Below are 25647 nucleotides of genomic sequence, written 5' to 3' on the forward strand. Positions count from 1 at the left end.
GGATTACTCCGCGATGTCGACGTTTTCGAAGGTGAAGTCGCCAAGCGGGCTCATGGTGAAGCCGGAAACCTTGGCGGACATGGGAACGAACTGCGTGGAGTGCGCAAGCGTCGCCCACGGAGCCTGTTCCTTGAAGATCACCTGTGCCTGCTCATAAAGCTTGGTGCGCTCGGCAACGTCGGTGGTCTGCTTTGCCTTGGCCAAGAGGTCCGAGAACTCCTTGTTGCACCACTGTGCACGGTTCGCACCGCCTTCACCGGTTGCGGCGCAGGACAGGAGAACGCTAAGGAAGTTGTCCGGGTCGCCGTTGTCGCCGGTCCAGCCGAGGATGACGGCACCGTCGCGCTTCGTTTCGGTGGACTTCTTGAGATATTCACCCCACTCGAAGGAGACGATCTCGGCCTTGACGCCGACCTTAGCAAAATCCGACTGGATCAGCTCGGCGGTACGACGGGCGTTCGGCATGTAAGGACGCTGCACCGGCATCGCCCAGATCTTCATCGACAGATCCTTGACGCCAGCGGCTTCGAGAGCCTTCTTGGCAGCTTCCGGATCGTAAGCATCGTCCTTGATGCTGTCGTTGTAGGACCACATTGTCGGCGGGATCGGGTTCTTGGCAACCTGGCCTGCACCCTGGAACACGGCGTCGATGATCGCCTGCTTGTTCATCGCCATGTTCAGCGCCTTGCGGACTTCCGGCTTGTCGAAAGGTGCAACGGTCGTGTTGTAGGCGAAGTAAGCGACGTTCAGGCCCGGCTGTTCATCGAGCTTGAGGTTCTTGTCGGCGCGGATGGTCGCGAGATCAGCCGGAGCAGGGTATGGCATCAGGTGGCATTCGCCAGCCTTCAGCTTCTGCAGGCGAACGGCGGCGTCAGGCGTGATCGCGAAGATCAGGTCGTCGATCTTCGGGGCGTCACCCCAGTAGTCGGCGTTCTTCTGGAAGCGGATGACCGCGTCCTTCTGATAGGCGACGAACTTGAACGGACCGGTGCCGATCGGCAGGTTGTTGAAGTCTTCCTTGGTGCCGGCCTTCTCAAGCGTATCGGCATATTCCTTCGACACGATGGATGCGAAAGGCATGGCGATGTTGGCGAGGAACGGCGCTTCCGGGCGGGTCAGCACGAACTTGACCGTGTAATCGTCGACCTTGACGATTTCCTTGATCAGGGACGGCATTTCCATGGAGTTGTAATATTCGTAGGTGATGCCTGCGATATACTGGTTCCACGGGTTCTTCGCGTCGCCCTGGCGGTTGTAGCTGAAGATCACGTCGTCAGCGTTGAATTCGCGGCTCGGCGTGAACTTGTCGTTGGAGTGCCACTTGACGCCCTTGCGCAGGTGGAAAGTGTACTCGAGACCATCCTTGGAAACGTCCCACTTTTCCGCAAGGCCCGGCTCTACTTCTGTCGTGCCCTTCTTGAACTCCGTCAGACGGTTGTAGACCGGATGCGCGGAAGCGTCGAAGGTGCCGCCTGCGGTGTAAGGCGACGGATCAAAGCCTTCCGGCGATGCCTCGGAGCAGTAAACGAAGGTCTTCGCCATGGCTGGCATGGCGGAAGTCATCGCAAGTGCAGAAGCGATAAGCAAACTGCGGGTCAGCATTTTCATCTGATGGTCCTTTCCCTCTTTTTCTGAGTTCCTGCGGCCCCCTCCAGGGGCCTACCTTCTTCTGGTCAGCGGCGGCACGGGGATGCCCGTCTCGCCGTTCGGTCTTTGCCTCCCGACCAATTACCCGGCGACCGGCTGAAACAACCGGTCGAGGTTCGTTTCCGGTGGGCAGAACCAGCGCGGCCCTGCCTCCGTCATGTAAGCGATATCTTCGAGACGAACGCCGCATTCCCCATAAACGCACAGCATCGGCTCGATGGAAAAACACATGCCGGGCTCAAGCGCCGTGGCATTTCCTGCAACGATATAGGGTTCTTCGTGAATATCCAGCCCAAGCCCGTGACCCGTGCGGTGCGGCAGACCGGGAAGCTGATAATCCGGACCAAATCCGGCCGCCTTCAGACTGTCCCGGGCGGCCTTGTCCACCTCGAAACAGGCGGCGCCAACGCGGGCGGCAGCGAAGGCCGCGGCCTGTGCGTCACGTTCGGCATTCCAGAGAAAACGCTGCCGTTCCGTTGGCTTGCCAAAGACATAGGTACGGGTGATATCGGAACGATAGCCATGAAGAATACCACCGAGGTCGACCAGCACCATGTCGCCCTGGTTCAGCGTCTGCGCATGGGGCACGCCATGCGGATAGGCGGTCGCCTCGCCGAACTGCACCGCCACAAAAAGCGGCTTCATGCCAAGGGCAATATGGGCGGCATTGACGAAATCCGCGACTTCCGTGGTGGAGATGCCAAGACGCAGGCCTTCGAACACGGCCTTCTGCACATTATAGCTCGCGTCCATCGCGGTCTGAATGAGGGCGATCTCCGCTGCAGACTTGACCTGCCGCTGGGCGACAATCAAGGGCTGAGCGGAAATGATGCGGCCTTCCAGACGCTGCATGAGCGCGGATGCGAAAACAAAGGGCGTGGCGGGATCAATGGCGACGAAGTGACCTGCACAGGCCAGCGCACCGATACGCCTTGTCATCAGGTCGAACGGGCTTTCATCCTCTTCCCAGGTGGCGACTGCGCCGGGGATACGGATCAGGGTCTGGAGTTTCGGTTCCTCGAAGGTCGGGCTTATATAGATCGGCTCGCCCTCGGCCGGCACCAGAGCACCGTGAATACGCTCGGAAAGGCCAAGCGACAGACCGGTATAATAAGTCAGCGACGACGAAGCGTCGAGCCAGACCGCCTTGATGTTTTGCTGGGTCATTCGCGCCTGCAGGCCACGCAACCGCAACCTGAGCTCGTCTTCAGCGATCGATGAAACCGCGATCGGCTGAAACTGCTTCAGCGCCTCTTGAAAGTCTGCCATTCTCTCCCCGCCGCCTTCGGGCGCACGGACACTGGCGTGCCGGCACCTCCCAAGCGTTCTTTTGCCCATGCTTAACCACAGGGGGAAGGCTAAGCAATGGGGCGGGAGGACGCACCGCCACAAAACTGTGCATATTTATCTAGACATAACGAAATCGTGATCGATGCGAGCCTGATTTCAGCAGTCGTTGCCTTGACGCGGAAATCGAAAATCCCCCGGAATCCAAGGGAGAAACCAGCCCCTTATCCACGCATCGCGTGCAGCCGGGAAACGGACGCCAATCCACTACAAAAAAAGAGCCAAGAAAAGGAAAAAGCCTGCCGCGGGAGGAGGTGCGGCAGGCTTCAAACTTGATCGGTGATTGGGAGGAGGAGTACCACCGATCCACATCGAGCGACGCTGGGAGGAGGAGTGCGTCGCTTCGATGATTTGAATATAGCGGTATCTGTGAATTTTAACAGAGCAAGTCTCGCAATGCAGCATTGCATTTCTGCATAGCTCCGGAATGACTGCCCGGTTTTTCGGCAGAACCTACCCTACCGCGACAAGTCAGCTCTCCCGGTAGACCTGGAAACCGGCGAAGGACTGGTTGACTGGCATGAGCTCAAGACTGTTGATGTTGATATGTTTGGGCTGCGAGGCGACCCAATAGATGGTGTTGGCGATATCATCGGCCGTGATCGGATTGACGCCTTTGTAGAGATTGTCCGAAGCTTCCTGATTGCCCCCGGTGCGCACCAGCGTAAATTCCGTTTCGCACATGCCCGGTTCGATCGAGGTTACCCTGACGCCCTTGCCGTGCAGATCCGAGCGCAGACCGAGCGAAAACTGCCGCAGGAAGGCTTTGGTGCCGCCGTATACATTGCCGCCCGTATAGGGATAGTGCGCGGCAACAGACGAAAGGTTGACGACGATACCTTTACGGTCGATCAGTGTCGGCAGGAGATGGTGGGTGATGTTCAGTAGACCGGTGATGTTGGTGTTCACCATGGTCTGCCAGTCCTTTAGCGGCACCTGCGGCGCGGGGGCCGTGCCCAGTGCCAGACCGGCATTGTTGACGAGGACATCGATGTCTCGGAAGCCCTCCGGCAAGGCGGCAAGCGCTTTTTCGGCCGCGTCCTCATCGGTGATGTCGAAGGCGGCGCCGTAGAAAGCCGATCCGAGTTCGGCCGCCAGTGCCTCCAGTCGTTCCGCCCGACGGCCCGTGCCGATGACCTTCCAGCCTTCTCTGATGAAGCGTCGGGCCGTAGCCTCTCCGAAGCCCGACGTCGCGCCGGTGATGAGGATGGTTCCGCTCATGATGATGCCTCCACTCTATTCGTTTTTTCAGGGTCAATCGGTGTCAGTAGTTTTTCCGCCGCCGCTGCAAGGCAACGCCGGTAGGCCGCGAGATCCGTATATAAGTCCTCATCGGAAACGTCGCCGACAATAACGTTGCCGCCCCGCCGCAAAATCCCGCCGTGCAGCATGAGATTGTCGACCATGTCGAAATTCTCGATTGACAACCCGTCCGGCCCGCGATACCGGCCTGTTTCATCCACGGTGACAACATTGCCGTAATGCGCCTTGATGCGGCTGAAGTGATTGGCCGCGACATTGGTGTAGGCGAACACCGGCTTGCCCAGCGCGCACATGAAACCCAGCTCGTAGCTCGTTCCCGTGTCGGCGGCGATGCCGCGAAACGGTGTGAGATTGGCAATCACGGCATCCGCTTCAAGCATCATCCCTTCGTCGACTTCATTGATGTTGCAGCCATGACCGATCCTGGTATCCGCCGGCGGGATCTGCAGATCGCCCGGCGAAAGCGGGATGAAGCCGGCCTCCCGCGCCAGTGCTGCCTTGAGGTCGAGCATTTCGCGCGCATTCGCGAGGAACACTTCCGGTCCGGCGAGATAGATTTTCTTTGTCATCGGGAATTCATGCGATTTGTCAGGAAAAGATTTCCGACCCTAACCCGGGGACTTTCGCAAAGGCAAGTGCCAAGGGCGTGCGGCGTGGCGCGGCGGACCGACCGATAAAACGGTATCGTCCCGCTAGTCTTTCCGTTATAGCCGGAGCAGTAGACTGGAATTTCTGGAGCAGGACATGGCAGCACCCATCCGTTATCACGAAGGCGATATTTCCGCCGAAGATGCCGCGCGCTATACCGGCGCCATCGCCATCGATACGGAAACGCTGGGGCTGGTGCCGCGTCGCGACCGCCTCTGCGTCGTCCAGCTTTCGCCGGGCGACGGCACGGCAGACATCATCCGCATCGCCGCTGGGCAGAAAGAAGCGCCGAACCTCGTGCGCATGCTTGCCGATCCTGCCCACCAGAAGATCTTTCACTATGGCCGTTTCGATATCGCCGTGCTTTTCCATACGTTCGGTGTGACGACCACGCCTGTCTTCTGCACCAAGATCGCTTCACGGCTGACCCGCACCTATACGGACCGGCACGGGCTGAAGGACAACCTCAAGGAAATGCTGGAGGTCGATATTTCCAAGGCGCAGCAATCTTCTGACTGGGCAGCGCAAACGCTTTCCCCGGCGCAGCTCGAATATGCCGCTTCCGACGTTCTTTATCTGCATGCGCTGCGCGACAAGCTGACGGCGCGTCTCATCCGCGACGGCCGCCTTGATCATGCCGATGCCTGTTTCGCGTTTTTACCGACCCGTGCGAAGCTAGACCTGCTCGGCTGGGACGAAACCGACATTTTCGCCCATAGCTGAGCGTTTTCGCCTTCGTTTAAACACTGATTTACCAGACTTGCCTATTCTCGGCCGTAACTTTGGGCGGCCGGGGACTTTCCAGATGATTACTCCGCTACAACAGACGGCGGGCATTGCAGTGAGCGACCTCATGCGCTCGATGGTCGAAACCATCGAGGAACGCCAGCGCGAGGAGCAGGAAAAGGCCAACGGCACCAAGAAGGATGATGCGTTCAGAACGGACCCGCAGCCGGATGAAAGCCAGCGCTTCGCCAATGAGAAGATAAGCGCTTATCTCTTCGGTGCCATGAAGCCGGACCCGGATGCCTTCGCCTCGCTTGTTTCCCGCTTTTCCGCCGCCCTCGGCATCACGCAGGACGCGGATGAATCCAATTTTTCCTTTGCACAAAGGCTTCAGGATGCGCTGACCCTGACCCAGGATTTCGAAAAAACCGATGCGCAGGGAAAAGCCACCACAATTTCCCTCGCCTCCTTCGGTGTTTCGCAGTTGCAGGTCGTCGGTGTACTGAACAACGGCGTCAACGCCAAAACCGATCCCATGGCGGCGCTTGCCGCCCGCATCGCCGAGCGTGCCGGCCTCACCGGAACGGAGGAGGATTTTGGCGCGCAGATGTCGGAGGCCATCATGGCCGCGCGGGCGACCTTGCCCAGGAACGTCAGTGAACTGGAGGAATCGACCGGTCTCGAGGAGCTCGGCATCTCAGCCAGCGCGATGATCGCCGCCATCGCCAATCCTTACGGAGATCAGGCGCGAGCGGTAAAAGATGCGCTCAATGACGAGGCGCAAGGCACTCTCTTCATGACAAGGGAGACCCTGAAGGTCATCCAGCGTCTGGAAGACGTGGCGGATCCCAAGTCCAAGGAAGAATTGCAGGCCGAACGTGGCGAAAAGCGCATTGGAGAAATCAACGATGCGGAAGTGGCAGCCGAACGGGAAGAAGATATCCAGACCCGTGACGCACAGGGCAAGCTTGAGGACGTGCAGGAACTTCAGGACGTCGTGAAGGAGCACATTGACGCCTCCGCCGATGAGAAGACGGATGGCGCAGCCGGCCAGGTCCCCGCCGACATCTCATCAGAAATCGCCCTGATTTCCGTGCTCGCAGCAACGCCGGCGGAAGAGGCCCCACCTGCTGAAGGCGATAACGAGCCTGAGGGAGCGGATGCGGCCACCACGCCGGCCGATGCGGAAAACGAGGCGGAAAAACTGCTTGATGCACAGGCAGCTGTCGAAGCTGCCGGAACCGACATCTTGCCGATTTCGGTCGATGAAAATGGCCTTTATGCATTGCTGAAGAAAAAGGCGGCATGATTGCCGTCTGGAACTGCCACGTGAGCGAAACATGATGTGAGTTCAGACATGGTTGATATCTCAGGCGTATCAGGCGGCGCCATTCACGATGCCGAACCGAACGCGGCCCAGGCCCTTCTCTCCATGGCGGCTCCGCCCCTCGCGCCGGAGGATGCCGCCATCATTTCACTGGCTGGCGAAGAAGCGACTATCGCGCCCGCAGAAATCCAGCCGGAGCGGAGCTTTCCGAAAGCGAGCTGGCTGGATGCCATGCCGCCGGAGGCGCTGGAAGTCACGGTGAGCGAACCCGATCGTATCTCCTCCGTCAATTCGGACGATAACGGGCTTTATCGCATGTTCATCGGCGTTTCGCCCTGAGCCGGTCCGGCCGGCCGCAATCACTTGGTTAGCTAAATCTTAATATCTGCAGGCGAGGATTCGGCTTGATGATTCTGTGTGCGCTGAAAAGAGCGGGCCTTCGAGCCTATGGTGCACATGGCGCTCCCGCATGAGCGGGCGAGATGACACCTGTATGCCAGCGGCGTGGCGATTTTTCAACATTCGAGGCAGATGCGGATCACAGAGCCAGTGGGGATTGGCGCTTTCGCAGCCGGCGCCGGCCACCGATAGAAACGGAGCGCAGCATGTTACCGCCTGTATCCAAAGTTTCCGCAGCCGATGCCACCTATGGAGCCTCGCTCGCGTCGGCACAGCGCGCGCAGCCGAAAAGCGTCGTGCAGCCGCAGCCAAGCGCTGCCTTTCCCGAACAGAGCGCCAGCCTTTTTTCACGGGCTGCCGTGGCCTCCCTCGCGGGCGAGTTCCAGCTGGCCCGGAGCACCGCAGTCTTGGCGGAAACACTCGGCAAGCTGATGAACCTGCCGCGACGGGACGGCGAAGCCGTCGAAACCTATGTCGGGCGTCTGACGGAAGCCTTACGCGCCCTACCGCCCGCGCAGCGTCTTGCGCTGGAACAGCAGATTGGCAAAGCCCTGCAGGGTCTCAGCCTTTCGATGCTCGCGGAAATCCTGAAACAGCCGACGGGACCGGATGCGGCGCGGCTTGCGCTGCTGATCGAGCTTTCGCGTTACAGGGGGGCCGATCTGGCTGCGAGGGCGGTGGTCTCCTCCTATCAGCAGAATAATTCCGCCAGTCCGGCGCCCGCCCAGCCCAGGCAGCAGCCGACCGCCGCGAGCCCCAATGCGGAGTTCCGTTCCAATCCGCCCGCGGCAGCGCAATTGCCGGGCTCCACGACAACCGGCCGTCTGTTGCCGCTGCTCACTGGCCCACTCGCTCTCAGCGGTGCGGCAATGAAGGCAACGGTCACGGCGCTGACCGCGCAACCGGAAGGAGCCGTCCGGCATTCCGCCGCGCCCGCAAATGCGCCCGACCTGCCAGACCAGTCGGCAAAACCGGAAGGCAGGACGGAAACCACGACGCGTCCGCTTCCGCCCCAGACGGGCAGCATGACAAAAGAAGCGCTGGCAGAGACCCGTCCAGGCAATTCGCCTCGCGCGCAAACCGGCGAAACACGCCCTGCCCTTCCGCCTCGGGAGATGATGAAGACCGAGCAGAAAGACGTCCGCACCGCCTCACCACCAATCTTCGGCCCGCCTGCAACTGATGCAGAGAACGTGGCCAGTCTTGTGCTGGCCGCCACGGCCGGCAAACTGCCGGCGAGAGCAAGCACGACGCAGCAGCCCCCCGCCATGCCGCAGGGCATCGAGCCGCCATCGCCGGAGGATCAGCCAACCGAAAAGTCGGGGCTGATGACGTCCGCTGCCCACCCAACAGGGGAAGAAGCGGAAACAGTGGCTCACCGGCCTGAAGCTCCCTACTCTTCGCGACTCCCGCTGGACCCGGAAGCGAGAATGGCGATGATGGAGCAATCCGCCTCGCAATCGCTGGTTGCCGCCGCTCTGGCAAAAGACGGCACGCCGCTGCCGCTCGTCGCTTATCCCCCTGCCGATGATGATTACGAATCAGAAGCGCCACCCCGGGGCGGCGGGCCTTTTTCCGACGATGAGGCGGAAAGCGAAAGCGGAGCGGAGTCTGAAAATTCCGGCGATGACGACGGCCTGGAAGAGCGCGTTGCCGCCAATGACGGGATCGACACGCAGGAACGTCCGACGGCGACGGCCGCCGACGACAGTGCGGAGAATTATTACCTCAAGATGAGCGGCGTCCTCTGAACGCCACATTGCCTGCCGGCCGATTGCCCAAGAAAAAACCCGCCGGAAAATTCCGGCGGGTTCTTCATTTCAACGATCTAGACGATTATTCGCCGCGGTTCTTCAGAGCCGCGCCGAGGATGTCGCCGAGCGAAGCGCCCGAGTCGGACGAACCGAACTGTGCGACGGCTTCCTTTTCTTCAGCGATTTCCAGAGCCTTGATCGAAAGCATGACCTTGCGGTCCTTCTTCGAGAAGTTGACGACGCGGGCGTCGACAACCTGGCCAACGGAGAAGCGCTCAGGGCGCTGCTCGTCACGGTCACGGGAAAGATCAGCGCGACGGATGAACGAGGTGAGGTCTTCGTGGTTGACGAGCTTCACTTCGATACCGCCATCGTTGACCGCGGTGACTTCAGCGGAAACGACTGCGTTCTTGCGCAGGTCGCCGGAAGAAGCGGCTTCGCCGACAGCGTCCTTGCCGAGCTGCTTGATGCCGAGCGAGATGCGTTCCTTCTCAACGTCAACGTCGAGAACGACAGCCTTAACGACGTCACCCTTGTTGTACTCTTCGATGACCTGCTCGCCCGGACGGTTCCAGTCGAGGTCCGACAGGTGAACCATGCCGTCGACATCGCCTTCGAGGCCAATGAACAGGCCGAATTCGGTCTTGTTCTTGACTTCGCCTTCGACTTCCGTGCCAGCCGGATGGCTGTAAGCGAATGCCTGCCACGGGTTTTCAAGCGTCTGCTTGAGACCGAGCGAGATACGGCGCTTGGACGGATCGACTTCGAGAACGACAACGTCAACTTCCTGGCTCGTGGACAGGATCTTGCCGGGGTGTACGTTCTTCTTGGTCCAGGACATTTCGGAAATGTGGATCAGGCCTTCGATGCCCGGCTCCAGTTCAACGAATGCACCGTAGTCGGTGATGTTCGTGACCGTACCGGAGATCTTCTTGCCAACCGGGTACTTGGCGGAGATGCCATCCCACGGATCCGACTCGAGCTGCTTCATGCCGAGCGAGATACGGTGGGTTTCCTGGTTGATGCGGATGATCTGAACCTTGACCTGCTGGCCAATGTTGAGGATTTCCGAAGGATGGTTGACGCGGCGCCATGCCATGTCGGTGACGTGCAGCAGACCGTCGATGCCGCCGAGGTCAACGAACGCACCGTAATCGGTGATGTTCTTGACGACGCCGTCAACAACCTGACCTTCTTCGAGGTTCTGAACGATTTCAGAACGCTGCTCGGCACGCGACTCTTCGAGAACCGTACGACGCGAAACAACGATGTTGCCGCGACGCTTGTCCATCTTGAGGATTTCGAAGGGCTGCGGGTTGTGCATCAGCGGGGTAACGTCGCGGATCGGACGAATGTCGACCTGCGAACGCGGCAGGAACGCAACAGCGCCATCCAGATCGACGGTGAAACCACCCTTGACCTGGTTGAAGATGACGCCTTCGACGCGCTCGCCAGCTTCGAACTTGGCTTCGAGCTTGACCCAGCTTTCTTCGCGGCGAGCCTTCTCGCGCGACAGAACGGCTTCGCCGAGAGCGTTTTCAATGCGCTCGACGTAAACTTCGACTTCGTCGCCGACCTTCAGCGTGCCGTCCTTGGACTTCGCGCCGAATTCCTTCAACGGTACGCGGCCTTCAACCTTGAGGCCGACGTCGACGATGGCAACGTCCTTCTCGATTGCCGTTACGATACCCTTGGCAACATAGCCTTCGGCAAGATCGTTGGAGGCAAAGGATTCTTCGAGAAGCGCTGCGAAATCTTCGCGCGTGGGGGTAGATACTGACATGAAATCTCCTGATTGCATCCGCGCGATGGCGAATACAAAAGCGCCGGTGGGCTAGTGTTGTTGATACCCGACCCCATGCCCGCCTTTTCAAAAGGCTTTCCGGCGCAAGGACATGTCTTCGGGCAATTCCTGACTAAACGCAGACGGCAGGAAGCCGTTCCGCGAAAAACCTATCTCTTCAGAGCGGCGTCGATGATCGTGCGCGCGGCCTGAAACGCCGCCTCTATACTCATTTCCGACGTATCTAGCAAGTGTGCGTCTTCCGCCGGCTTCAGCGGACTGTCGGCGCGGCCCATGTCGCGCTCGTCGCGTTTTTTCACCTCGGCGAAAATGACATCATAATCCGCGGTGCCGCCATTTGCCAGAATCTCATCGTAGCGCCGGCGCGCCCGCACGTCGGCAGAGGCGGTGACATATAGCTTCACTGGCGCATCCGGGCATACTACCGTGCCGATATCGCGGCCATCGAGAACCGTACCCGGCTCCCTCAAGGCAAAACGCTGCTGCGCCATCACGAGCGCCCGCCTCACCGGCGTCATCACCGCAATCCTCGACGCGGCTTCGCCAATATCGTGCCGGGACAGGACGGAGCGGTCGAGCCCCGCAAGATCGACCTCCAGGGCGACCTTCTCCGCCACGGCCTCGTCATCCAGCGGCAGGCCCGCGTCCAGAAGCGCCTTCGCTGTCGCCCTGTAGGTCAGCCCGGTATCGAGATGATGAAAACCGTAGGCTTCCGCGATCTTTCGCGACAGGGTTCCCTTGCCCGCCGCAGCCGGCCCGTCTATGGCGATCGTGAAGGTCATTAAGCTTTCCGCCTGTGCATCTGTTATTCATATAATAGAGTGCGACACGCCTTAAGATTTATATCAGCATTCCCGCACAGGGGTTGCGCCAAGGCAGGAGGCACCCGAAGTTTGTCTTTGACACGAAAGAGCGCAACGATTAAGGGGACCGGCTATAAATTTTACCGTCTATGCCGGTTTTACGGCGTACACCCCGAAACTCATTCGACAATTTGAGGCTTAGACAGTGGCAAAAGCGGAACTTGGTACCAAGCGCACAGACCCCGATACCGGCAAGAAGTTCTACGATCTGAACCGCGATCCGGTCGTTTCTCCTTACACCGGCAAGTCCTGGCCGCTCTCCTTCTTCGAGGAAAGCACAGCTCAGGCAAAGCTCGAGCAGGCTGAAGAAGAGGATGTAGCGGAAGTCGATACCGAAAACACGGAAGTCGAACTCGTGTCGCTGGAAGATGCCGACGGCGACAACAGCGGCGACGATATCCCTGATCTCGGCGACGACGATGACGTCGAAATCGACGACGACGACGACACCTTCCTGGAAACCGACGACGAAGATGACGACGACGACATGTCCGGTATCATCGGCGTATCGGGCGACGACGAAGAAGCTTGATTTTATTCGACAATTCGGCCCGACGACAAAAAAATGACGCCGGGCCGTTTTTTATGCTTGCACTCGTCGGAAAGCCGCAGTAGTAAGCCGCCACCGAACGGAACAACAACCGCTTCGGTTCCCGGAACCGGAAGAAATGCCGGAACCCTTATGGGGCTATAGCTCAGCTGGGAGAGCGCTTGCATGGCATGCAAGAGGTCAGCGGTTCGATCCCGCTTAGCTCCACCATTACTTTTCTCTTTCTGAATATACAAACGAAATCAAACGGTTGATCGGTCGACTGGACGATGGCTCAGACCAAGTCAGACCAGCGTTTCAGACCAATTGTTAGGCTTTGCTAATGTGCCTGTCTCGGCGGCACCGCTTTCCTCCCCATATTGGCCAACAAAAGTGTTGAGCTTCCCGTCGTCGCCAACAGCCTCGATGTTGCGGCCTATTTCGGCAAGCGCCACGACAACGTGGTCAGGGACATCGAGAACCTGTTTGAACAGGATGTCCTCAATTTTGAGGAGGCCCCCTACACCAACGAACAGAACGGACAGACCTATCGCGCCTTCGACATGACCCGCGATGGCTTCACGCTTCTGGCGATGGGCTTCACAGGTGCCAAGGCGCTCCGGGGTAGAAAAAAATCACTTCACAACCCGCACAAGGAGAGGCAGCTAACTCCTTGAGTGGCTTGGAAGTTTGACCATACCTATCCACTAGTGCATATAACTATTTGAATTATCAATGCTTTTTATATTTGACATCAGATGGGTAGAGGGAGTCTAAGACCCACTATTCATCCATCCATACGGAGTTCATACATGCGCTTTTCAGTCACCATCTTCCGCCGCCCCCTCACCATCGAGACTGTTAGCCTGTCCTATCTCTACATCGAGACGGACGGACATGTGTTCGCCTACGACCGGCATGAATGGTTCAAGCTGCCGTCTGGCGCATACCGTCACTGGCTGCTGGAGAAGAAGCGGCAGTATCAGCCGCCGATGTCGGAGACACAGCCCGTTATCTGACTTGTCCCACCTCCCGTTACCTTCACGGCCCCCGTTGAGCGATCTACGGGGGCTTTCTCGTTTAAGGGCTATTTCCCGCTATGCGGTGTCGACCGTGGAGAGGCGTTTGGAGTGTGGGGGGGTATCAGCGCCCTTTGGAAGGGAACGCGCTTCTACGGTCGTTACCGCACAACGGGACGGCATTACCCCACACATAAAGGTATGAAGGAGCGGCCCGCACTCGGAAAGACCGAGATTGAATACCCCTGCCTTATGGATAAGGGGGATAAAGGGGGAGGAGAGGCTGAACTGATGAAATCAGGTTACTCTCCGATTTATCTTTATGTGATTGATGATGAATGATGTTGTCGATGATGAAATCATAATTCAACAACAGGTCGCGTTAACAACCCCGAAAGGTGACCTTAACGAAAACCTGTAGAGTGGCGAGTTCTTTCGTTGCTCTGTCATCTACATCCGCCGTCTATACGCACAGTCGAACCATCGACACCCGATTTCAGGGACGTGCGTACTGCTGGTTGATCTAACCGGCAGCTCTCTTCGTCCGTTGTTTGTGATCCTGTCGACTTGGCCCCTGCGTCTTCACTGACGCGGGGGCTTTTTTGTCGGTCGAGAGCAGCAGCGACGAAGGCAGCACTTCACCCCGTCTGGCAATGCCAGCCTCAACCTCACGACAACAACGACATGAGAACCATCTAATGCACGACAACCATGCACTACCGTCCCTGCGTGTCTTCATCGACCCCGTGAAGATCACCAGCAGAGGGCAAGGCTACTCCGTCACTTTCCACGGGGAGACCATCATCACGAACACCCGCAATCCCGCTGCCGACGCCTGCCGACATCTGGTCGCCCAAGGCCATCAGGGGCGGATGGAGATATGGGACAACGAGCGCCCCTATCCCCGGATGGTCTTCCATGACATCGAAAAAGCAGCACGCCTGACGGTCAGTGAGAACGAGCGACACGGTCCTCGCATCGTCGGTTACCGGCCCATAAGCGATGAAAAGCGGCGATGGCTAAAAACACCCACCACCACGACCGCTGATGAAGCAGCCCCGACAACGGCGTGGAGGTAAGGTGCATAGCGGCAATCAAGGTGAGATTCGTATTGCCTCATCGAAGAATGCTCCCGAACGGATAGCATATTGCCTCACCAGAATGCTCCCTATGCCCTGCTGAGCTCTGGTTGTTGTTCATCTTCGCCAGGCTCGTTTCCGAATATCATTCTATGCGCGCGATCGCGACGCCAACCTTTCACCCGTCGTTGCACCGTACGGATTAGTCCATTAGGATACTCGCCGGGATAGATGCTTTGAAGTCGCTCTAGTAGCTCGCGGCCGGTTCTCCATGGCTCTGCTTCAAACCAACTGTAAAGATCATTCGTGACGTTAACCAGCGGGTCAGGCCGCCGTCGCTCGCGTTTTAGTTTTGGCTTTGCTTTCGCGGTCGGACGAACTTCGCCCTCCGTCCACGCGATACGCAGGCTTCGTAAAAAGCTCTCGATATCAGGAACTTCGCTTAAGGGTGTTCCCTGATGCACAATGTCGGCAAGCCGCTGTTGTCCTGCACGAATGTTTCGGAGAAGCGTTACAGGATCGAGTTGTTCGCTCATGCGCACCAAGCGGTCGCGTACCTCCAGTCCCGTCCTTGCATCCGACAAAATCCGTTGATGTGGCGTCGCGGGAGAAGAGTAGAGCTTCTTGACCATCGCTCCGTTTCGCTGCTTTTCGAGCAACTTAAACGACGGCTGAAAGAAGTTCACGAACAAGCGCACCGAACGATAAAGCTCTGCAAGTGTTGCCGCAGCTTCAACTCCCTCATACCGATGATAGCCAACAATGCGGCGGACGACCGATCCGTTTTTCTGCTCCACATAAGCCTGATCATTTTTACGATATGGCCTACAGCGAGTGAATTCTATATCTGAATCAATACAGTAGTCCCTGATTGTCTCGTTGATGAATACGCTATCATTGTCCGTATCAAAGCCAAGCAACGGGAAGGGCATTACGCGGCGAAGCTCGGTCAAAACTTCCGTCAAAAGCTTCTGTTCGCGAACAAGCAGAGGGGCGCATTCGGTCCAACCGGTCGCAATATCTGTAAGGACAAGAGTTTGAATAAAGCTGCCGCGTGCGTTGGGACCGGAGTGCGACACCAGATCGGCCTCGATGAAGCCAGGTGGGGGATCACCCCAGTCGGAGAATTTTCGAATTGGGATACTCCGCTTCAATGCTGATGAAGCAACGGAACGTCGGCGTCGACGGCCGCCTGCTGTTTCTCGCACGCTTTTCAATGCACGGTCGATGGTAGCCGCACTCATCTGTAGCAGAAGTGTGCGGACCTGATCGTCTAACCTCAAATGGCTATGTTGTTCCATCGATGAGATCAAAATTGGCAGCAAGGGCTTCAATCGCTTGCCACAGATGCGGTCGGAGGCTTCCCACAAAACAATAAGAGCCTGTCGGGTCGCCTCGTCATAAATCTGCGCCCGCGTTCGCGATTGCGGTTGCTTATCCGCCCCCCGCAATAAACGCATCGCGTGTTTGCGATGCATCCCACTAATCGAAACGAACTGATCGAGGATCCGCGATTTTTCCTCCCGCTTTCCGGCCGCATAGCGCTTTGCCAGAGCAGCAACCAATTCCTTCTTCGTCGTCACGCTGATCAGCCTCATCTGATTTGCTCCGCACCCACAAATGCTGGGAGCAAATCAGATGAGGCAACGGCCAACAATCAGGGAACATTTCTAGTGAGGCAATGCGGATTCAGCGTCAATCAGGATGAGACTTGCGCCGGGGTGTGACGAAGTGAGGGCGTAGCCCGATCGTAGTCATACCCCGGCGTGGCGCAGATTTTCGGCGTCTCAAGATCGCGGTCGGTCCGGTACATTTGCGGTTTTCTGGATTGGAGAACCAGTTTGTGCCGGGTCGCCATTTAACCGATCATCAGATGAGACTCTTTATGAAGTACCGACAAACGCATTCCGTAGAGATCGCCGCGGCAAAAGCGTCGATCAGCCGAGCCACGGCATACCGCCTCGACAAGAAGGTACACCTACCATCTCAGAGCAAAGCGCCGCGTGGACGTCGCCGCCCTGATCCCCTCGAGCCGATTTTCGAGACTGAAGTCGTCCCGCTGCTGAAGGCCGCCCCTGGCATCCGTGCCGTCGCCGTCTACAACGAGATGCTGCGCCGACATCCAGAACTATCTGAAGGTATCCGCCGTACGCTTGAACGACGCATCCGGTCGTGGCGTGCTGTCAATGGCGAAGCGCAGGAGGTCATCTTCCGCCAGACGCACGAGCCAGGCCGACTGGGCCTTTCGGATTTTACCGACGCCAGCGGCCTTGGTGTAACGATCGCCGGCCAGCCGCTTGATCATCTGTTCTATCACTTTCGGCTCGTCTGGTCGGGCTTCGAACACGCCCATGTCATTCTCGGCGGGGAAAGCTTCGTCGCGCTGGCCGAAGGACTTCAAAATGCCCTGTGGTCCGTGGGTGGTACGCCGCTTTATCATCGCAGCGACAGCCTGTCGGCGGCATTCCGCAACCTCGATGCCGACGCCAGGGTCGATCTCACACACCGTTACGATCAGCTTTGCTCCCATTATCGGATGACCCCGACGCGCAACAACAAAGGTGTCGCGCATGAGAACGGCTCGATCGAAAGCTCGCATGGTCATCTCAAAAACGCTGTTCACGATGCCCTGCTGATGCGGGGCACCAAGGAATTCGACGATCTCGGTTCTTACCGCGCTTTTGTCGACGAGATCGTCAGCCGTCGCAACGCTGCCCATGGCAGGCGTATCGATGCAGAGCGGTCCCATCTGCAGTCGCTGCCTGAGCGCCGGACCACGGACTTCGAGGAGATTGTTGTCACTGTGTCCCGGACGGGCGGCTTCACCCTGCGCAAGGTCTTCTACACCGTGCCGTCCCGCCTGATCGGCCACAGGTTACGAGTTCGCCTGTTCGACGATCGGCTGGATGTCTTCGTTGGCGGTACGCATCTGATGACGTTGCGCCGGGGACGTGGCCACGCTGACGGGCGACACGACCAGGTCGTCAACTACCACCACGTCATCCATTCCCTGCGTAAAAAGCCGATGGCGCTCCGTGGCCTCGTTTATCGCGACAAGCTCTTCCCGCGAGAAGAATATCGCAAGGCCTTCGAGGCCCTGACCGAACATCTTCCCGATAAGCAGGCTTGCAAGATCACCGTTGAGCTTCTGGCACTGGCGCATGACCGCGGCTGCGAACGCGAACTTGCCGAAGAATTGGCCAGGACACTCGATGCTGGTGAGTTACCCAACCTGGCTGCCATGCGAGCGCTCTTCGGTCCGGACCCGGCCAAGCTGCCGACCGTTCATGTGCAACTCGCATCGCTTAACGGTTATGAGGCCCTGATCGGGACGGGAGAAGCCGCATGAAGAACGCACACGCCATCGATGAAGCACGGCTCGGTATCATGCTCAACGAACTTCGGTTGCCGACAATTAAAACGCTTTGGCCGCAATTTGCCGAGCAGGCGGACCGGGAAGGATGGCCAGCAGCTCGATTCCTGTCGGCTATTGCCGAGCACGAGCTGGCAGAACGTGCAAATCGCAGGATTGAACGGCATCTCGCCGAAGCGCACCTGCCGCCTGGAAAGACCTTGGACAGCTTCGCCTTTGACGCTGTACCTATGATCTCGAAGGCCCAGGTCATGGCAATTACCGCCGGCGACAGTTGGCTCGCCAAGGGAGCGAACATCCTCATGTTCGGTCCGCCCGGCGGAGGAAAGAGCCATCTTGCTGCTGCCATCGGTCTCGCGCTGATTGAGAACGGATGGCGGGTCCTGTTCACCCGAACCACCGATCTTGTGCAGAAGCTTCAGGTTGCCCGTCGAGAACTCCAGCTTGAATCAGCCATCGACAAACTCAACAAATACGACCTGCTCATCCTCGATGACCTCGCCTACGTCACCAAGGACCAGGCGGAAACAAGTGTGCTCTTCGAACTGATCTCGGCCCGATACGAGCACAGGTCGATCCTGATCACCGCCAATCAGCCGTTCGGAGAGTGGAACAGGGTCTTTCCCGATCCTGCCATGACACTCGCCGCAGTCGACCGGCTCGTGCACCATGCCACGATCTTCGAGATGAATGTCGAAAGCTATCGCCGCAGAGCAGCACTTGAGGAAAAGCGCCAGCGAGGCCGACCCGCTTCGTTTGCGACAATCAGGACCTCAACGCTGTCTGTCGCGGAGCGGCAATCAGAAAATGACGAAGAACTTGTCAGCGACAATCAGCATGATAATCTGACCCCGACCGCGACCTAAGAATCTCATCCAGATTGTCGCCCGCGTCTCATCCTAATCGCCGCGCTATAGGTAAGGAGCAATGCCAAAGATCGTTACCACGCTGCATGAACTCAGAGGGTCAGGAAGGATGTGCGGTGAAGGGTGGGAAACACTCTTAATCGGGCTTGGCAAAACCAAGCCTGACAATGAGCCGCTAGACTACCTCACCGGCCTGTCAATCTGTGGTCTCTATGACACGTTGTGGCAGTTGCCGACGAAAGCGGAGCATTCGACCGCCTGCCGTAGGCTCGCTCTCTCCTTTGCCCGACCTGTTGCCACTCTGGCAGACGATCCGTGCGCGGCTGAAATTCTCGACCGGCTTGATGACTATCTTCGCGGCGAGGGAAGTAGTCTGGCTGTTCAGGAGGCAGTGCCCCCATATCTCCGACCATACACTTGGTATGAAATCAGTTCCGGTGATACGTGGAATGGGTATGAGCCGGGAGAAGCAGCGACACTCGCAGCGGTCATGACCACTCTGCCGGATGGCTGCATAACGCCTTACGTGGTTGCCCATCTGGTCGAGGAAATCGAAGCATGTCTAAGTATTTCCCCTGATGATGCGCGTAGGATCGCTCAGGCTCGGCACACTGAACTTCTGAGTGATTTCCTTTCCTCACCAGACTAATCACCCTCCCGCCCTTGACTGACAGCGGTTCCCTCTTGCGGCCCCCGACCGTGGGGAGGCGTTCACCGTCTGGCCGGTGTCATCACCTATTCAGCTACGAACGCCTCTCCACGGTAGCTGCCCCCAAATTTGGGGACGGCTTCTCCGAGGTCGATACGTCTTAGGCCGCAAACTCATAAAGTCTCTTGGCGTAGACGCCACTCAGCTCATTGTTGAGCTGGTTCACGGACCACGAATGGTCAATTATTTCGCCCTTCCTGCCGAACAAGCCTCGCGGCGTTCCTCGGGGGATTTCTCATCAGGCGTATATTCTGCTAGCCCTCGTTGACCGGACTGAAGGGGGCGGAATGTTTGATGAAAAAATCTGAGAACCCAGCTTAGATTTATGGGAGGTACCAGCCCCCCCGGTGGGCCACCCTCCTATTTTGTTTTTTAGAAGGCACTCTTACCCCTGCTGTAACCGCCCCAGCCTTCAACGCCTCCAAGCTCGTCCGCATGATCGAGACCTAGGGCCGTGGCGAGACGATCTATAATCCCTAGCACTACGTGTCGGTCCTGACCCGCAAACCGGGAGCACTACGCAACGGTGCGCCGTTCCACGACTGGGTTTTGCCCGCCGCCATGGGGAAGGAGCGCCTTAAAGGTGGTTCTTTTTAGGTGTGCCTTAGGAGAACCATTGTCGAACTGGTTCGATAAATACCGATTGACAACCCAACGCGAACCAATGATAAGAGAACCACCCAGAACGAACTCAGGTGGTTTCCCATGCATGTCCGTGCCTATCTCCGTGCCAGCACTAAAGACCAAGACGCCAGCCGTGCGAAGGAGGACTTGTTCCGCTTCGCTGAGGAGCGTGGCCTGAAGATTGCTGCCTCCTACGTGGAGAACGAGAGTGGTGCTTCCTTGGTTCGTCCTGAATTGTTCCGGCTGCTGTCCGACTGTCATCCCGGAGACATCCTGCTGGTGGAGCAGGTGGACCGCTTGAGCCGCCTGAACGCTGCCGACTGGGAGAGGCTGAAGGCTGAGATACAGCAGCGCCGTGTGAAGGTGGTGGCCTTGGACCTCCCTACGTCTTGGATGATGGCCACGGCTGACAAGGACGACATCCAGAGCCGTATGCTGGACGCCATCAACGGGATGATGCTCGACATGCTCGCAGCCATAGCCCGCAAGGACTACGAGGACCGCAGGAGGCGGCAGGCTCAGGGCATCGCGAAGGCTAAGGCCGATGGCGTCTACAAGGGACGCCCTGAGGATGCCGAGCGTAACGCTGCCATCGCCCAGATGTTAGCCAGCGGTCAGAGTTGGAACAGCATCATTAGGGCAACTCGCTGCTCGCGCTCGACGCTTTCACGGTTGGCCAAGAGGGTTGAGAAGGGTGCATGAGTGGGGAATTAGCTATGCGCCTGTGTGATAGAGTGTGATTATACGTTTTCAAACAGCAGTAGTGCACGTTGAGTCTCGCTTAAGGTGCCAACTCATTTAGTAGTGGTACCCATGCAGTTGTTTGCGGCAAATAGCAGAACCTTCCGACTAGTGCCCAGCCAAGTCTGCGCAATCATCGGCTGATATGGATGCTTCAATGCGACCCCGAAAGTGAGTTTGTCTGCCTTCGTGAGGAACGCCTTCAGATGCTCCCTAGGAACCTCAGTCACGACCTCCGAGATTTGTTCATCCTTCTGGTGGATGAGGGGGCTCACGTCTTCCCACGAAGCTCTGTCGGCCTCGACAGCCAACCCGACCACGGCATCTCGGACTGCCTCAGCGGGACCATTCACCTCCATGCCAAGGAAGAGCTTCCCCGGTAGCTTCTCTGAGCAGAAGACGTTCAACTGCATCTCTCGTTCGAAGTCGGATGCGGTTCTAACGAATGCCTCGAACCCATCCTCTCGAAAATTGATCCGCCATGCCGATTGCGCTTGTGGTGTTTTGCCAGTCAGCAGTTTTATTACGCGGGGTTCGCTCTTCTCAAATCCACTCAGGTCTTCGCCCGGGTACTTGGTCAGCCCCCACCCCTCGGCGTCCTCTCTGGAGAACCAAAGGATTTTCTCGGGCGGGACATAAGTGACGAACGCTCCGATGCTGCCGTGGGAAACTCCATGCTCCACGGCGTGCTTGCTCAGAGCCTCGTTGCAAGCATCGTCAGGAACACCCCCCCGGGAGCAGGAGTGCTGCCCCAGCAATCCACCATCCTCGACGGTACGTGCCCTGCCTGCGACAAAGATGATGGACGCGCAGGCTGAAGCACATCGCGCGCCTTTCGGTATAACCGTGTGAACCGACACTTGATCAAGGAGCGATGAGATCAGCAAAGCTTCGTCAACAAATCCACCCGGACTGTCGAGAAGCAGAACAGGTAGCCCGTGCGGCAATGCCGATACCTGCTTCAACAACGCTGCCAACTTTCGCTCTGTCCCCTCATCAATCTCGCCTGAGAGCTTTAAAACCTGATGGCCACGCCAGTTAACGACAGCGACATCGGCAGCATGAGCAGCCAATCCCCACCATTCTCCAGCGCTCAACGACAGAAAAAATACAAAGATAACGCTCCTCAAGAAAATATAACGCTTCACGATGCCCCCAAACAACAACGCCCTAGGTTGATGGTTTAGGTGATCGGTGTCTGGTCTTCAACCGTGCTGGCAGTTATTCCCCGCATCCGACCTACGAGTTCGCCCTCTCGATTGAGGTTGGATAGGGCAGCCTAACAGCTTCCACGCATTTACGCTTCTGGTCCTCTGATGGCCCCGCTGAGTAAACCTTCAGTGTGATCGACTTGCGGCCCTCCTCATGGCCGACGACTTCCGATATGATGCTCTCCTGCTGTCCAGCCTGTTCAGCCTCTGTGATGAACCAACGTCGGAATGAATGGAAGTTGACCAGACTGCGGCGCTTGCCCTCGACCTTATCCTCTACCTTGAGCTTCTTGCGGTACTGAGCGAAGCGTTTGCCGAACACGTCGGAAGGGTTCTTTTCGTTCGCCAACTCGTGGAACAGCCACTCTTGCGGCCCCTTGTCCTTCTTCCTGCGCCGGATCATCTCGACCAGATCGGGATGAATTGGAACCCGCCTTACCGATGCTTTCGTCTTGCCCTGACGAACGTTGAAGCAGCCAATGCCTTGCTCATCCAGCGGGCACTCCTCCACCCAAAGTGTGACGACTTCGGCTTGCCTCATGCCCGACAGCGCAGAGATGCGCATGGCGTCCCGAAGCTGCTGCTCAAACTCTGGCGTCATTCGTTTGGGGTATGCCGAATAGAGCAGCGTCTTCATCTCGCCAGACGTGAACGGGCGTTCTTCAACGTCAGCGTCCCGTTCGACCCTGCGGCCCCTGTTAGGCATCGTCTGGCCTTCCCATGGGTTCTTGCCACGAACATGGCCGCGCATGATCAGGTAGTCCCAGTACAGCTTGACGCTGCCTAAATGCTTCTTTGCGGTCGATGGGTCGAGGGGGCTGATTTTCGACGAGACGTACTTACCCGCCACAGCCCTGTCGATGTCGCCAATTGTCAGGTCGGTCTCATCCGCCCACCTCGCAAACTTGGCGACGAGGTTCCGGCGTTCTGCCGTGGTCTTCGGCGCAAGCTTCGCTTCCTTCAGGTAGGTTTCCAAGTGATGATCGATTGCAACCTGACCGCTGACGATGTTTAGGAAGCGCGTCTTGGCAGCGCGTCCTTGCTTGCGTTCGATCCGTTTAGCCTCTTCCTCGATCATGTCATGCGGGCTGATGATGTCCACGTCTTCGATGTCACCGGCTTCCCGGCCCGTCACTCTCGCGGTCCACTCGAATGGGTCTTTCACGCTCACTGCGAGTTCAGCGGCCCATGCCTCACCGAGCATGCGGACGTTGTCCTGCCTCGTGGCGAGCGGGCGACCTTCCCGCGCCTCACGGTACAGCCTGTCCGTCTCTCGCTCAATGTCATCACGCCTCGACATCGCAAGCTTCAGGTCACTGGTTCCAAGGTTCACCAGATACGCGGTCTTGCCATCGAAATGGAGGCGGATGGCTTGGGGGATGTCGCGCTTGAACCAGTAGGTGAGACCGCGCAAATCGAGGTAACGACGGGAGTTTTTCGACATTTCAGACCAATGTTTCAGACCAAGTTTGCCGCCTGATTATCATTTGATATCAATGAGATCAATGGCATAGACAATCGTCGTGTAGCCCCCGCTTAGCTCCACCAAATTTCCCAAGATAAAATTCATCACGTCAGTAAAATCTGGATCGTGCGACCTTCAGTCCCACCTCACGCGGCCATCTATCGCAATAACGCCCGCACATCCTGTCCGTTGATACGGCATTCCAGAGAACGGAGCGCACCGCTCTCCTCCACCACGCGACATTCAATATATCTGCCGCGCAAACGGTTCTCCAGCGCTTTGAAGGCATTGAGGCCGCAGGCATAACGGCGGCCGTCCGGGGTGGTGCAGACACGGTTTCTCTCCACCTCCTCCACGCCTGCGAGGCGGAACTCCTCGTTTTTGAAGGTGAAGCGGCTGCTGGAGATGACGCGAAGGCGCTGGTCGGCATGCATCTTCAGCGGGAAGGGATCCGGCGGGGTCGGAACGCGCTCGTATTCCTGCCGGGTGGGGTCAACCCGTACGGGCGAGGTGGTCCACAGCTGTTCGGTGTTGGCCGCAAGTCCTGCCGGGGCGGAGGCAGTCTCGCCATTGACGAGCGAGGCAATCCGCATGCCGGCTATGGCAACGCCTATGACCAGGGCAATCTGAAACAGCAAAATTGCGACCTGCCGGACCATGTCACCGCAACATTAAAAACAATGAACAAAATAAAATCGGCCTGACGTTCCCTTGCGAGAGGCCACGGCCGCCCATCACATCAATAGAAGCTTGCCTGCGCTGATATCCCTGACCGTGCCCATGGCCATAATCGGAAGCCGATCGCTGTCGAGGATCACCCGTCCTGTTGTCCGCAGCCAGCGAAACCCACCAGAGGTGAGCTGGATACGATATTCCTGATCGTAAAACACGCCGTTCGTCAGCGAATTATAGACGGCTTCAGCCACACGCGCCCGGGAGCCGCTTTCGATTTGTGCAATAAAATCCTCTACCGGGATACCGCGGGCGGCCTTTTCCGGACGAACCTCCCGCAGGCGCGCGGCCACGGCATCCAGATAAACCAGATTTTGCCCGATATTCCAGGTGTAGTAACCCACAAGTGTCTCTTCGAGAGATATGTTCTTCAACATCGGCCTTCAACAGTCTGAGATGCTTGTGGCGGGTCTCTACCATAATGGACGATAAACGGCTAACCACAAGAATTCATTCTTTTGTCTGATATAGTATCTTTTTTGGCCGGTCGCTTATCGACAGGCCATTTCGGCAGCCATGTTGGCGAAGCGATCTTCCTGTGCCAAAGAAGATTGACCTTGCCGCTACAGATCACAGGAGCCGCCGTGACCATCGGGCTTGCCCATGCCGAACTCATTGCCGTCGTCACCGCCATTACCGGAGATGAACCGCGCGTGATGACCGTTCGGGCGGGGGCGGCGCTTCCTTCGGGACCCTTCGAATTCGGTCACAGGACGCTTCAAAGCGGCTTGCGGGAATGGATTCACGAGCAGACGCATCATCCCGTCGGTTATCTCGAGCAGCTCTACACCTTCGCCGACCGCGACCGAAACAACGATATTCCGGGCGGCAGAACCATCTCCATCGGCTATCTGGGACTTGTCCGCGAACAGGAGGCGATGGACGGCAAACGTCCTTTCTGGCACGGATGGTACGATTATTTCCCGTGGGAAGACCATCGCCAAGGACGCCCCGCGGTTCTCGCCAGCATCGTCGAGAAGCTGCGGGCATGGGCGGATTCCGACCCATCTTGTAAAAACCAGCGCCACTTGCGGGCCGATTTTACCTTCGGCCTCGACGGCGGCGGCTGGAACGAGGAACTCACCCTTCAGCGCTATGAGCTGCTGTATGAGGCGGGGCTGGTTGAGGAAGCGCAGGCGGAACCCCGGATCAATTTCGGAAGGCCGATGTTCGCCGATCACCGCCGCATCCTCGCCACCGGAATTGCCCGGTTGAGGGCCAAAATCAAATACCGGCCGGTGGTATTCGAACTGATGGCCGATACCTTCACGCTACTGCAATTGCAGCGCGCCGTCGAGGCGTTGGCCGGGCTGACGCTGCACAAGCAGAATTTTCGCCGGCTGATCGAACAGCAGCAACTGGTGGAAGAAACCGGCGACATGGCTACGGAAACCGGCGGACGACCGGCAAAGCTTTTCCGCTTCCGCCAGACCGTCCTCGATGAACGCGCCCTTTCCGGAACGAAACTACCGCTCTCCCGCAATTGACATATGCTCATAATGAGAATATTCCTTCGTTCTA

General features: G+C 57.9%; 24 protein-coding genes and 1 tRNA gene. 14 read left to right on the forward strand and 11 right to left on the reverse strand.

Annotation, left to right across the window (positions count from 1 at the left end; all coding sequences use genetic code 11):
- Positions 1–3: 3 nt before the first annotated feature.
- The 4 genes from EGT36_RS19860 to EGT36_RS19880 form a co-directional block, all read right to left on the reverse strand.
- Positions 4–1608 carry an ABC transporter substrate-binding protein gene (locus tag EGT36_RS19860; RefSeq protein ID WP_037090635.1) on the reverse strand — a complete coding sequence of 535 codons (1605 nt, stop codon included), beginning with the start codon at positions 1606–1608 and terminating at the stop codon, positions 4–6.
- 120 nt (positions 1609–1728) lie between these two features.
- A complete protein-coding gene (locus EGT36_RS19865; RefSeq protein ID WP_125270887.1) occupies positions 1729–2916 on the reverse strand; it encodes a M24 family metallopeptidase in 1188 nt (395 codons plus the stop codon).
- 549 nt (positions 2917–3465) lie between these two features.
- On the reverse strand, positions 3466–4215 hold the full coding sequence (locus EGT36_RS19875) for an SDR family oxidoreductase (RefSeq protein WP_035210670.1): 750 nt from the start codon (positions 4213–4215) through the stop codon (positions 3466–3468).
- Positions 4212–4826: a nucleoside 2-deoxyribosyltransferase gene (locus tag EGT36_RS19880; RefSeq protein WP_125270888.1), complete on the reverse strand. Its 615-nt coding sequence runs from the start codon at positions 4824–4826 to the stop codon at positions 4212–4214. Before EGT36_RS19880 ends, EGT36_RS19875 begins: the two co-directional genes overlap by 4 nt.
- Positions 4827–5001: 175 nt before the next feature.
- On the opposite strand from EGT36_RS19880, the gene EGT36_RS19885 reads away from it, so the two are divergent.
- From EGT36_RS19885 to EGT36_RS19900, 4 genes are all read left to right on the forward strand, one after another.
- Positions 5002–5628 (forward strand): ribonuclease D, encoded by a 627-nt coding sequence (locus EGT36_RS19885; RefSeq protein WP_006698074.1) that lies wholly within the window; start codon positions 5002–5004, stop codon positions 5626–5628.
- 82 nt (positions 5629–5710) lie between these two features.
- Positions 5711–6940 carry a hypothetical protein gene (locus EGT36_RS19890; RefSeq protein WP_037090632.1) on the forward strand — a complete coding sequence of 410 codons (1230 nt, stop codon included), beginning with the start codon at positions 5711–5713 and terminating at the stop codon, positions 6938–6940.
- Positions 6941–6988: 48 nt separating this feature from the next.
- Entirely contained in the window at positions 6989–7297 is a 309-nt protein-coding gene (locus EGT36_RS19895) for a hypothetical protein (protein ID WP_037090631.1), read from the forward strand.
- A gap of 266 nt (positions 7298–7563) precedes the next feature.
- Positions 7564–9108: a hypothetical protein gene (locus EGT36_RS19900; protein WP_037090629.1), complete on the forward strand. Its 1545-nt coding sequence runs from the start codon at positions 7564–7566 to the stop codon at positions 9106–9108.
- Positions 9109–9193: 85 nt separating this feature from the next.
- Here EGT36_RS19900 and rpsA read toward each other — a convergent pair whose 3' ends face one another.
- The gene (gene rpsA, locus EGT36_RS19905; protein WP_004437832.1) at positions 9194–10894 is read right to left on the reverse strand and encodes a 30S ribosomal protein S1; all 1701 of its coding nucleotides are present in this window, start codon (positions 10892–10894) and stop codon (positions 9194–9196) included.
- A 170-nt stretch (positions 10895–11064) separates the two neighbouring features.
- Complete coding sequence (cmk, locus tag EGT36_RS19910) at positions 11065–11697, reverse strand: (d)CMP kinase (protein ID WP_037090627.1); 633 nt, start codon at positions 11695–11697, stop codon at positions 11065–11067.
- Between the two features lie 226 nt (positions 11698–11923).
- On the opposite strand from cmk, the gene EGT36_RS19915 reads away from it, so the two are divergent.
- The 5 genes from EGT36_RS19915 (at position 11924) to EGT36_RS19935 (ending at position 14405) form a co-directional block, all read left to right on the forward strand.
- The gene (locus EGT36_RS19915; protein WP_004437826.1) at positions 11924–12310 is read left to right on the forward strand and encodes a TIGR02300 family protein; all 387 of its coding nucleotides are present in this window, start codon (positions 11924–11926) and stop codon (positions 12308–12310) included.
- 152 nt (positions 12311–12462) lie between these two features.
- Positions 12463–12538 (forward strand) — tRNA-Ala (locus EGT36_RS19920).
- Positions 12539–12687: 149 nt separating this feature from the next.
- The gene (locus EGT36_RS19925) at positions 12688–12984 is read left to right on the forward strand and encodes a Rha family transcriptional regulator (protein WP_286084191.1); all 297 of its coding nucleotides are present in this window, start codon (positions 12688–12690) and stop codon (positions 12982–12984) included.
- A 135-nt stretch (positions 12985–13119) separates the two neighbouring features.
- Positions 13120–13326, forward strand: a complete 207-nt coding sequence (locus tag EGT36_RS19930) for a hypothetical protein (RefSeq protein WP_125270890.1) — start codon at positions 13120–13122, stop codon at positions 13324–13326.
- 698 nt (positions 13327–14024) lie between these two features.
- Entirely contained in the window at positions 14025–14405 is a 381-nt protein-coding gene (locus EGT36_RS19935) for a hypothetical protein (protein ID WP_125270891.1), read from the forward strand.
- Between the two features lie 89 nt (positions 14406–14494).
- Here the strand turns inward: EGT36_RS19935 and EGT36_RS19940 are convergent, their stop codons facing one another.
- The gene (locus EGT36_RS19940; protein WP_125269942.1) at positions 14495–16003 is read right to left on the reverse strand and encodes an integrase catalytic domain-containing protein; all 1509 of its coding nucleotides are present in this window, start codon (positions 16001–16003) and stop codon (positions 14495–14497) included.
- A 245-nt stretch (positions 16004–16248) separates the two neighbouring features.
- On the opposite strand from EGT36_RS19940, the gene istA reads away from it, so the two are divergent.
- From istA to EGT36_RS19960, 4 genes are all read left to right on the forward strand, one after another.
- Positions 16249–17754 (forward strand): IS21 family transposase, encoded by a 1506-nt coding sequence (istA, locus tag EGT36_RS19945; RefSeq protein WP_125270226.1) that lies wholly within the window; start codon positions 16249–16251, stop codon positions 17752–17754.
- The gene (gene istB, locus EGT36_RS19950; RefSeq protein WP_037095010.1) at positions 17751–18644 is read left to right on the forward strand and encodes an IS21-like element ISRel5 family helper ATPase IstB; all 894 of its coding nucleotides are present in this window, start codon (positions 17751–17753) and stop codon (positions 18642–18644) included. Before istA ends, istB begins: the two co-directional genes overlap by 4 nt.
- 61 nt (positions 18645–18705) lie before the next feature.
- Positions 18706–19293 carry a hypothetical protein gene (locus EGT36_RS19955; protein ID WP_125270892.1) on the forward strand — a complete coding sequence of 196 codons (588 nt, stop codon included), beginning with the start codon at positions 18706–18708 and terminating at the stop codon, positions 19291–19293.
- Between the two features lie 765 nt (positions 19294–20058).
- A complete protein-coding gene (locus tag EGT36_RS19960; RefSeq protein ID WP_125270893.1) occupies positions 20059–20679 on the forward strand; it encodes a recombinase family protein in 621 nt (206 codons plus the stop codon).
- A gap of 92 nt (positions 20680–20771) precedes the next feature.
- On the opposite strand, the gene EGT36_RS31090 is transcribed toward EGT36_RS19960, so the two are convergent.
- The 4 genes from EGT36_RS31090 to EGT36_RS19985 form a co-directional block, all read right to left on the reverse strand.
- On the reverse strand, positions 20772–21866 hold the full coding sequence (locus EGT36_RS31090; RefSeq protein WP_286084194.1) for a hypothetical protein: 1095 nt from the start codon (positions 21864–21866) through the stop codon (positions 20772–20774).
- Positions 21867–21957: 91 nt separating this feature from the next.
- Positions 21958–23373: a site-specific integrase gene (locus tag EGT36_RS19975; RefSeq protein WP_125270894.1), complete on the reverse strand. Its 1416-nt coding sequence runs from the start codon at positions 23371–23373 to the stop codon at positions 21958–21960.
- A 179-nt stretch (positions 23374–23552) separates the two neighbouring features.
- On the reverse strand, positions 23553–24053 hold the full coding sequence (locus EGT36_RS19980) for a hypothetical protein (protein ID WP_004437825.1): 501 nt from the start codon (positions 24051–24053) through the stop codon (positions 23553–23555).
- Between the two features lie 75 nt (positions 24054–24128).
- Positions 24129–24503 carry a PAS domain-containing protein gene (locus EGT36_RS19985; RefSeq protein ID WP_006698082.1) on the reverse strand — a complete coding sequence of 125 codons (375 nt, stop codon included), beginning with the start codon at positions 24501–24503 and terminating at the stop codon, positions 24129–24131.
- A gap of 207 nt (positions 24504–24710) precedes the next feature.
- On the opposite strand from EGT36_RS19985, the gene EGT36_RS19990 reads away from it, so the two are divergent.
- A complete protein-coding gene (locus EGT36_RS19990) occupies positions 24711–25613 on the forward strand; it encodes an NUDIX hydrolase (protein ID WP_037090691.1) in 903 nt (300 codons plus the stop codon).
- The last annotated feature ends 34 nt before the right edge of the window (positions 25614–25647 follow it).

This window comes from Agrobacterium sp. FDAARGOS_525 (assembly GCF_003938925.1).
Classification (GTDB): Bacteria; Pseudomonadota; Alphaproteobacteria; order Rhizobiales; family Rhizobiaceae; genus Agrobacterium; species Agrobacterium pusense.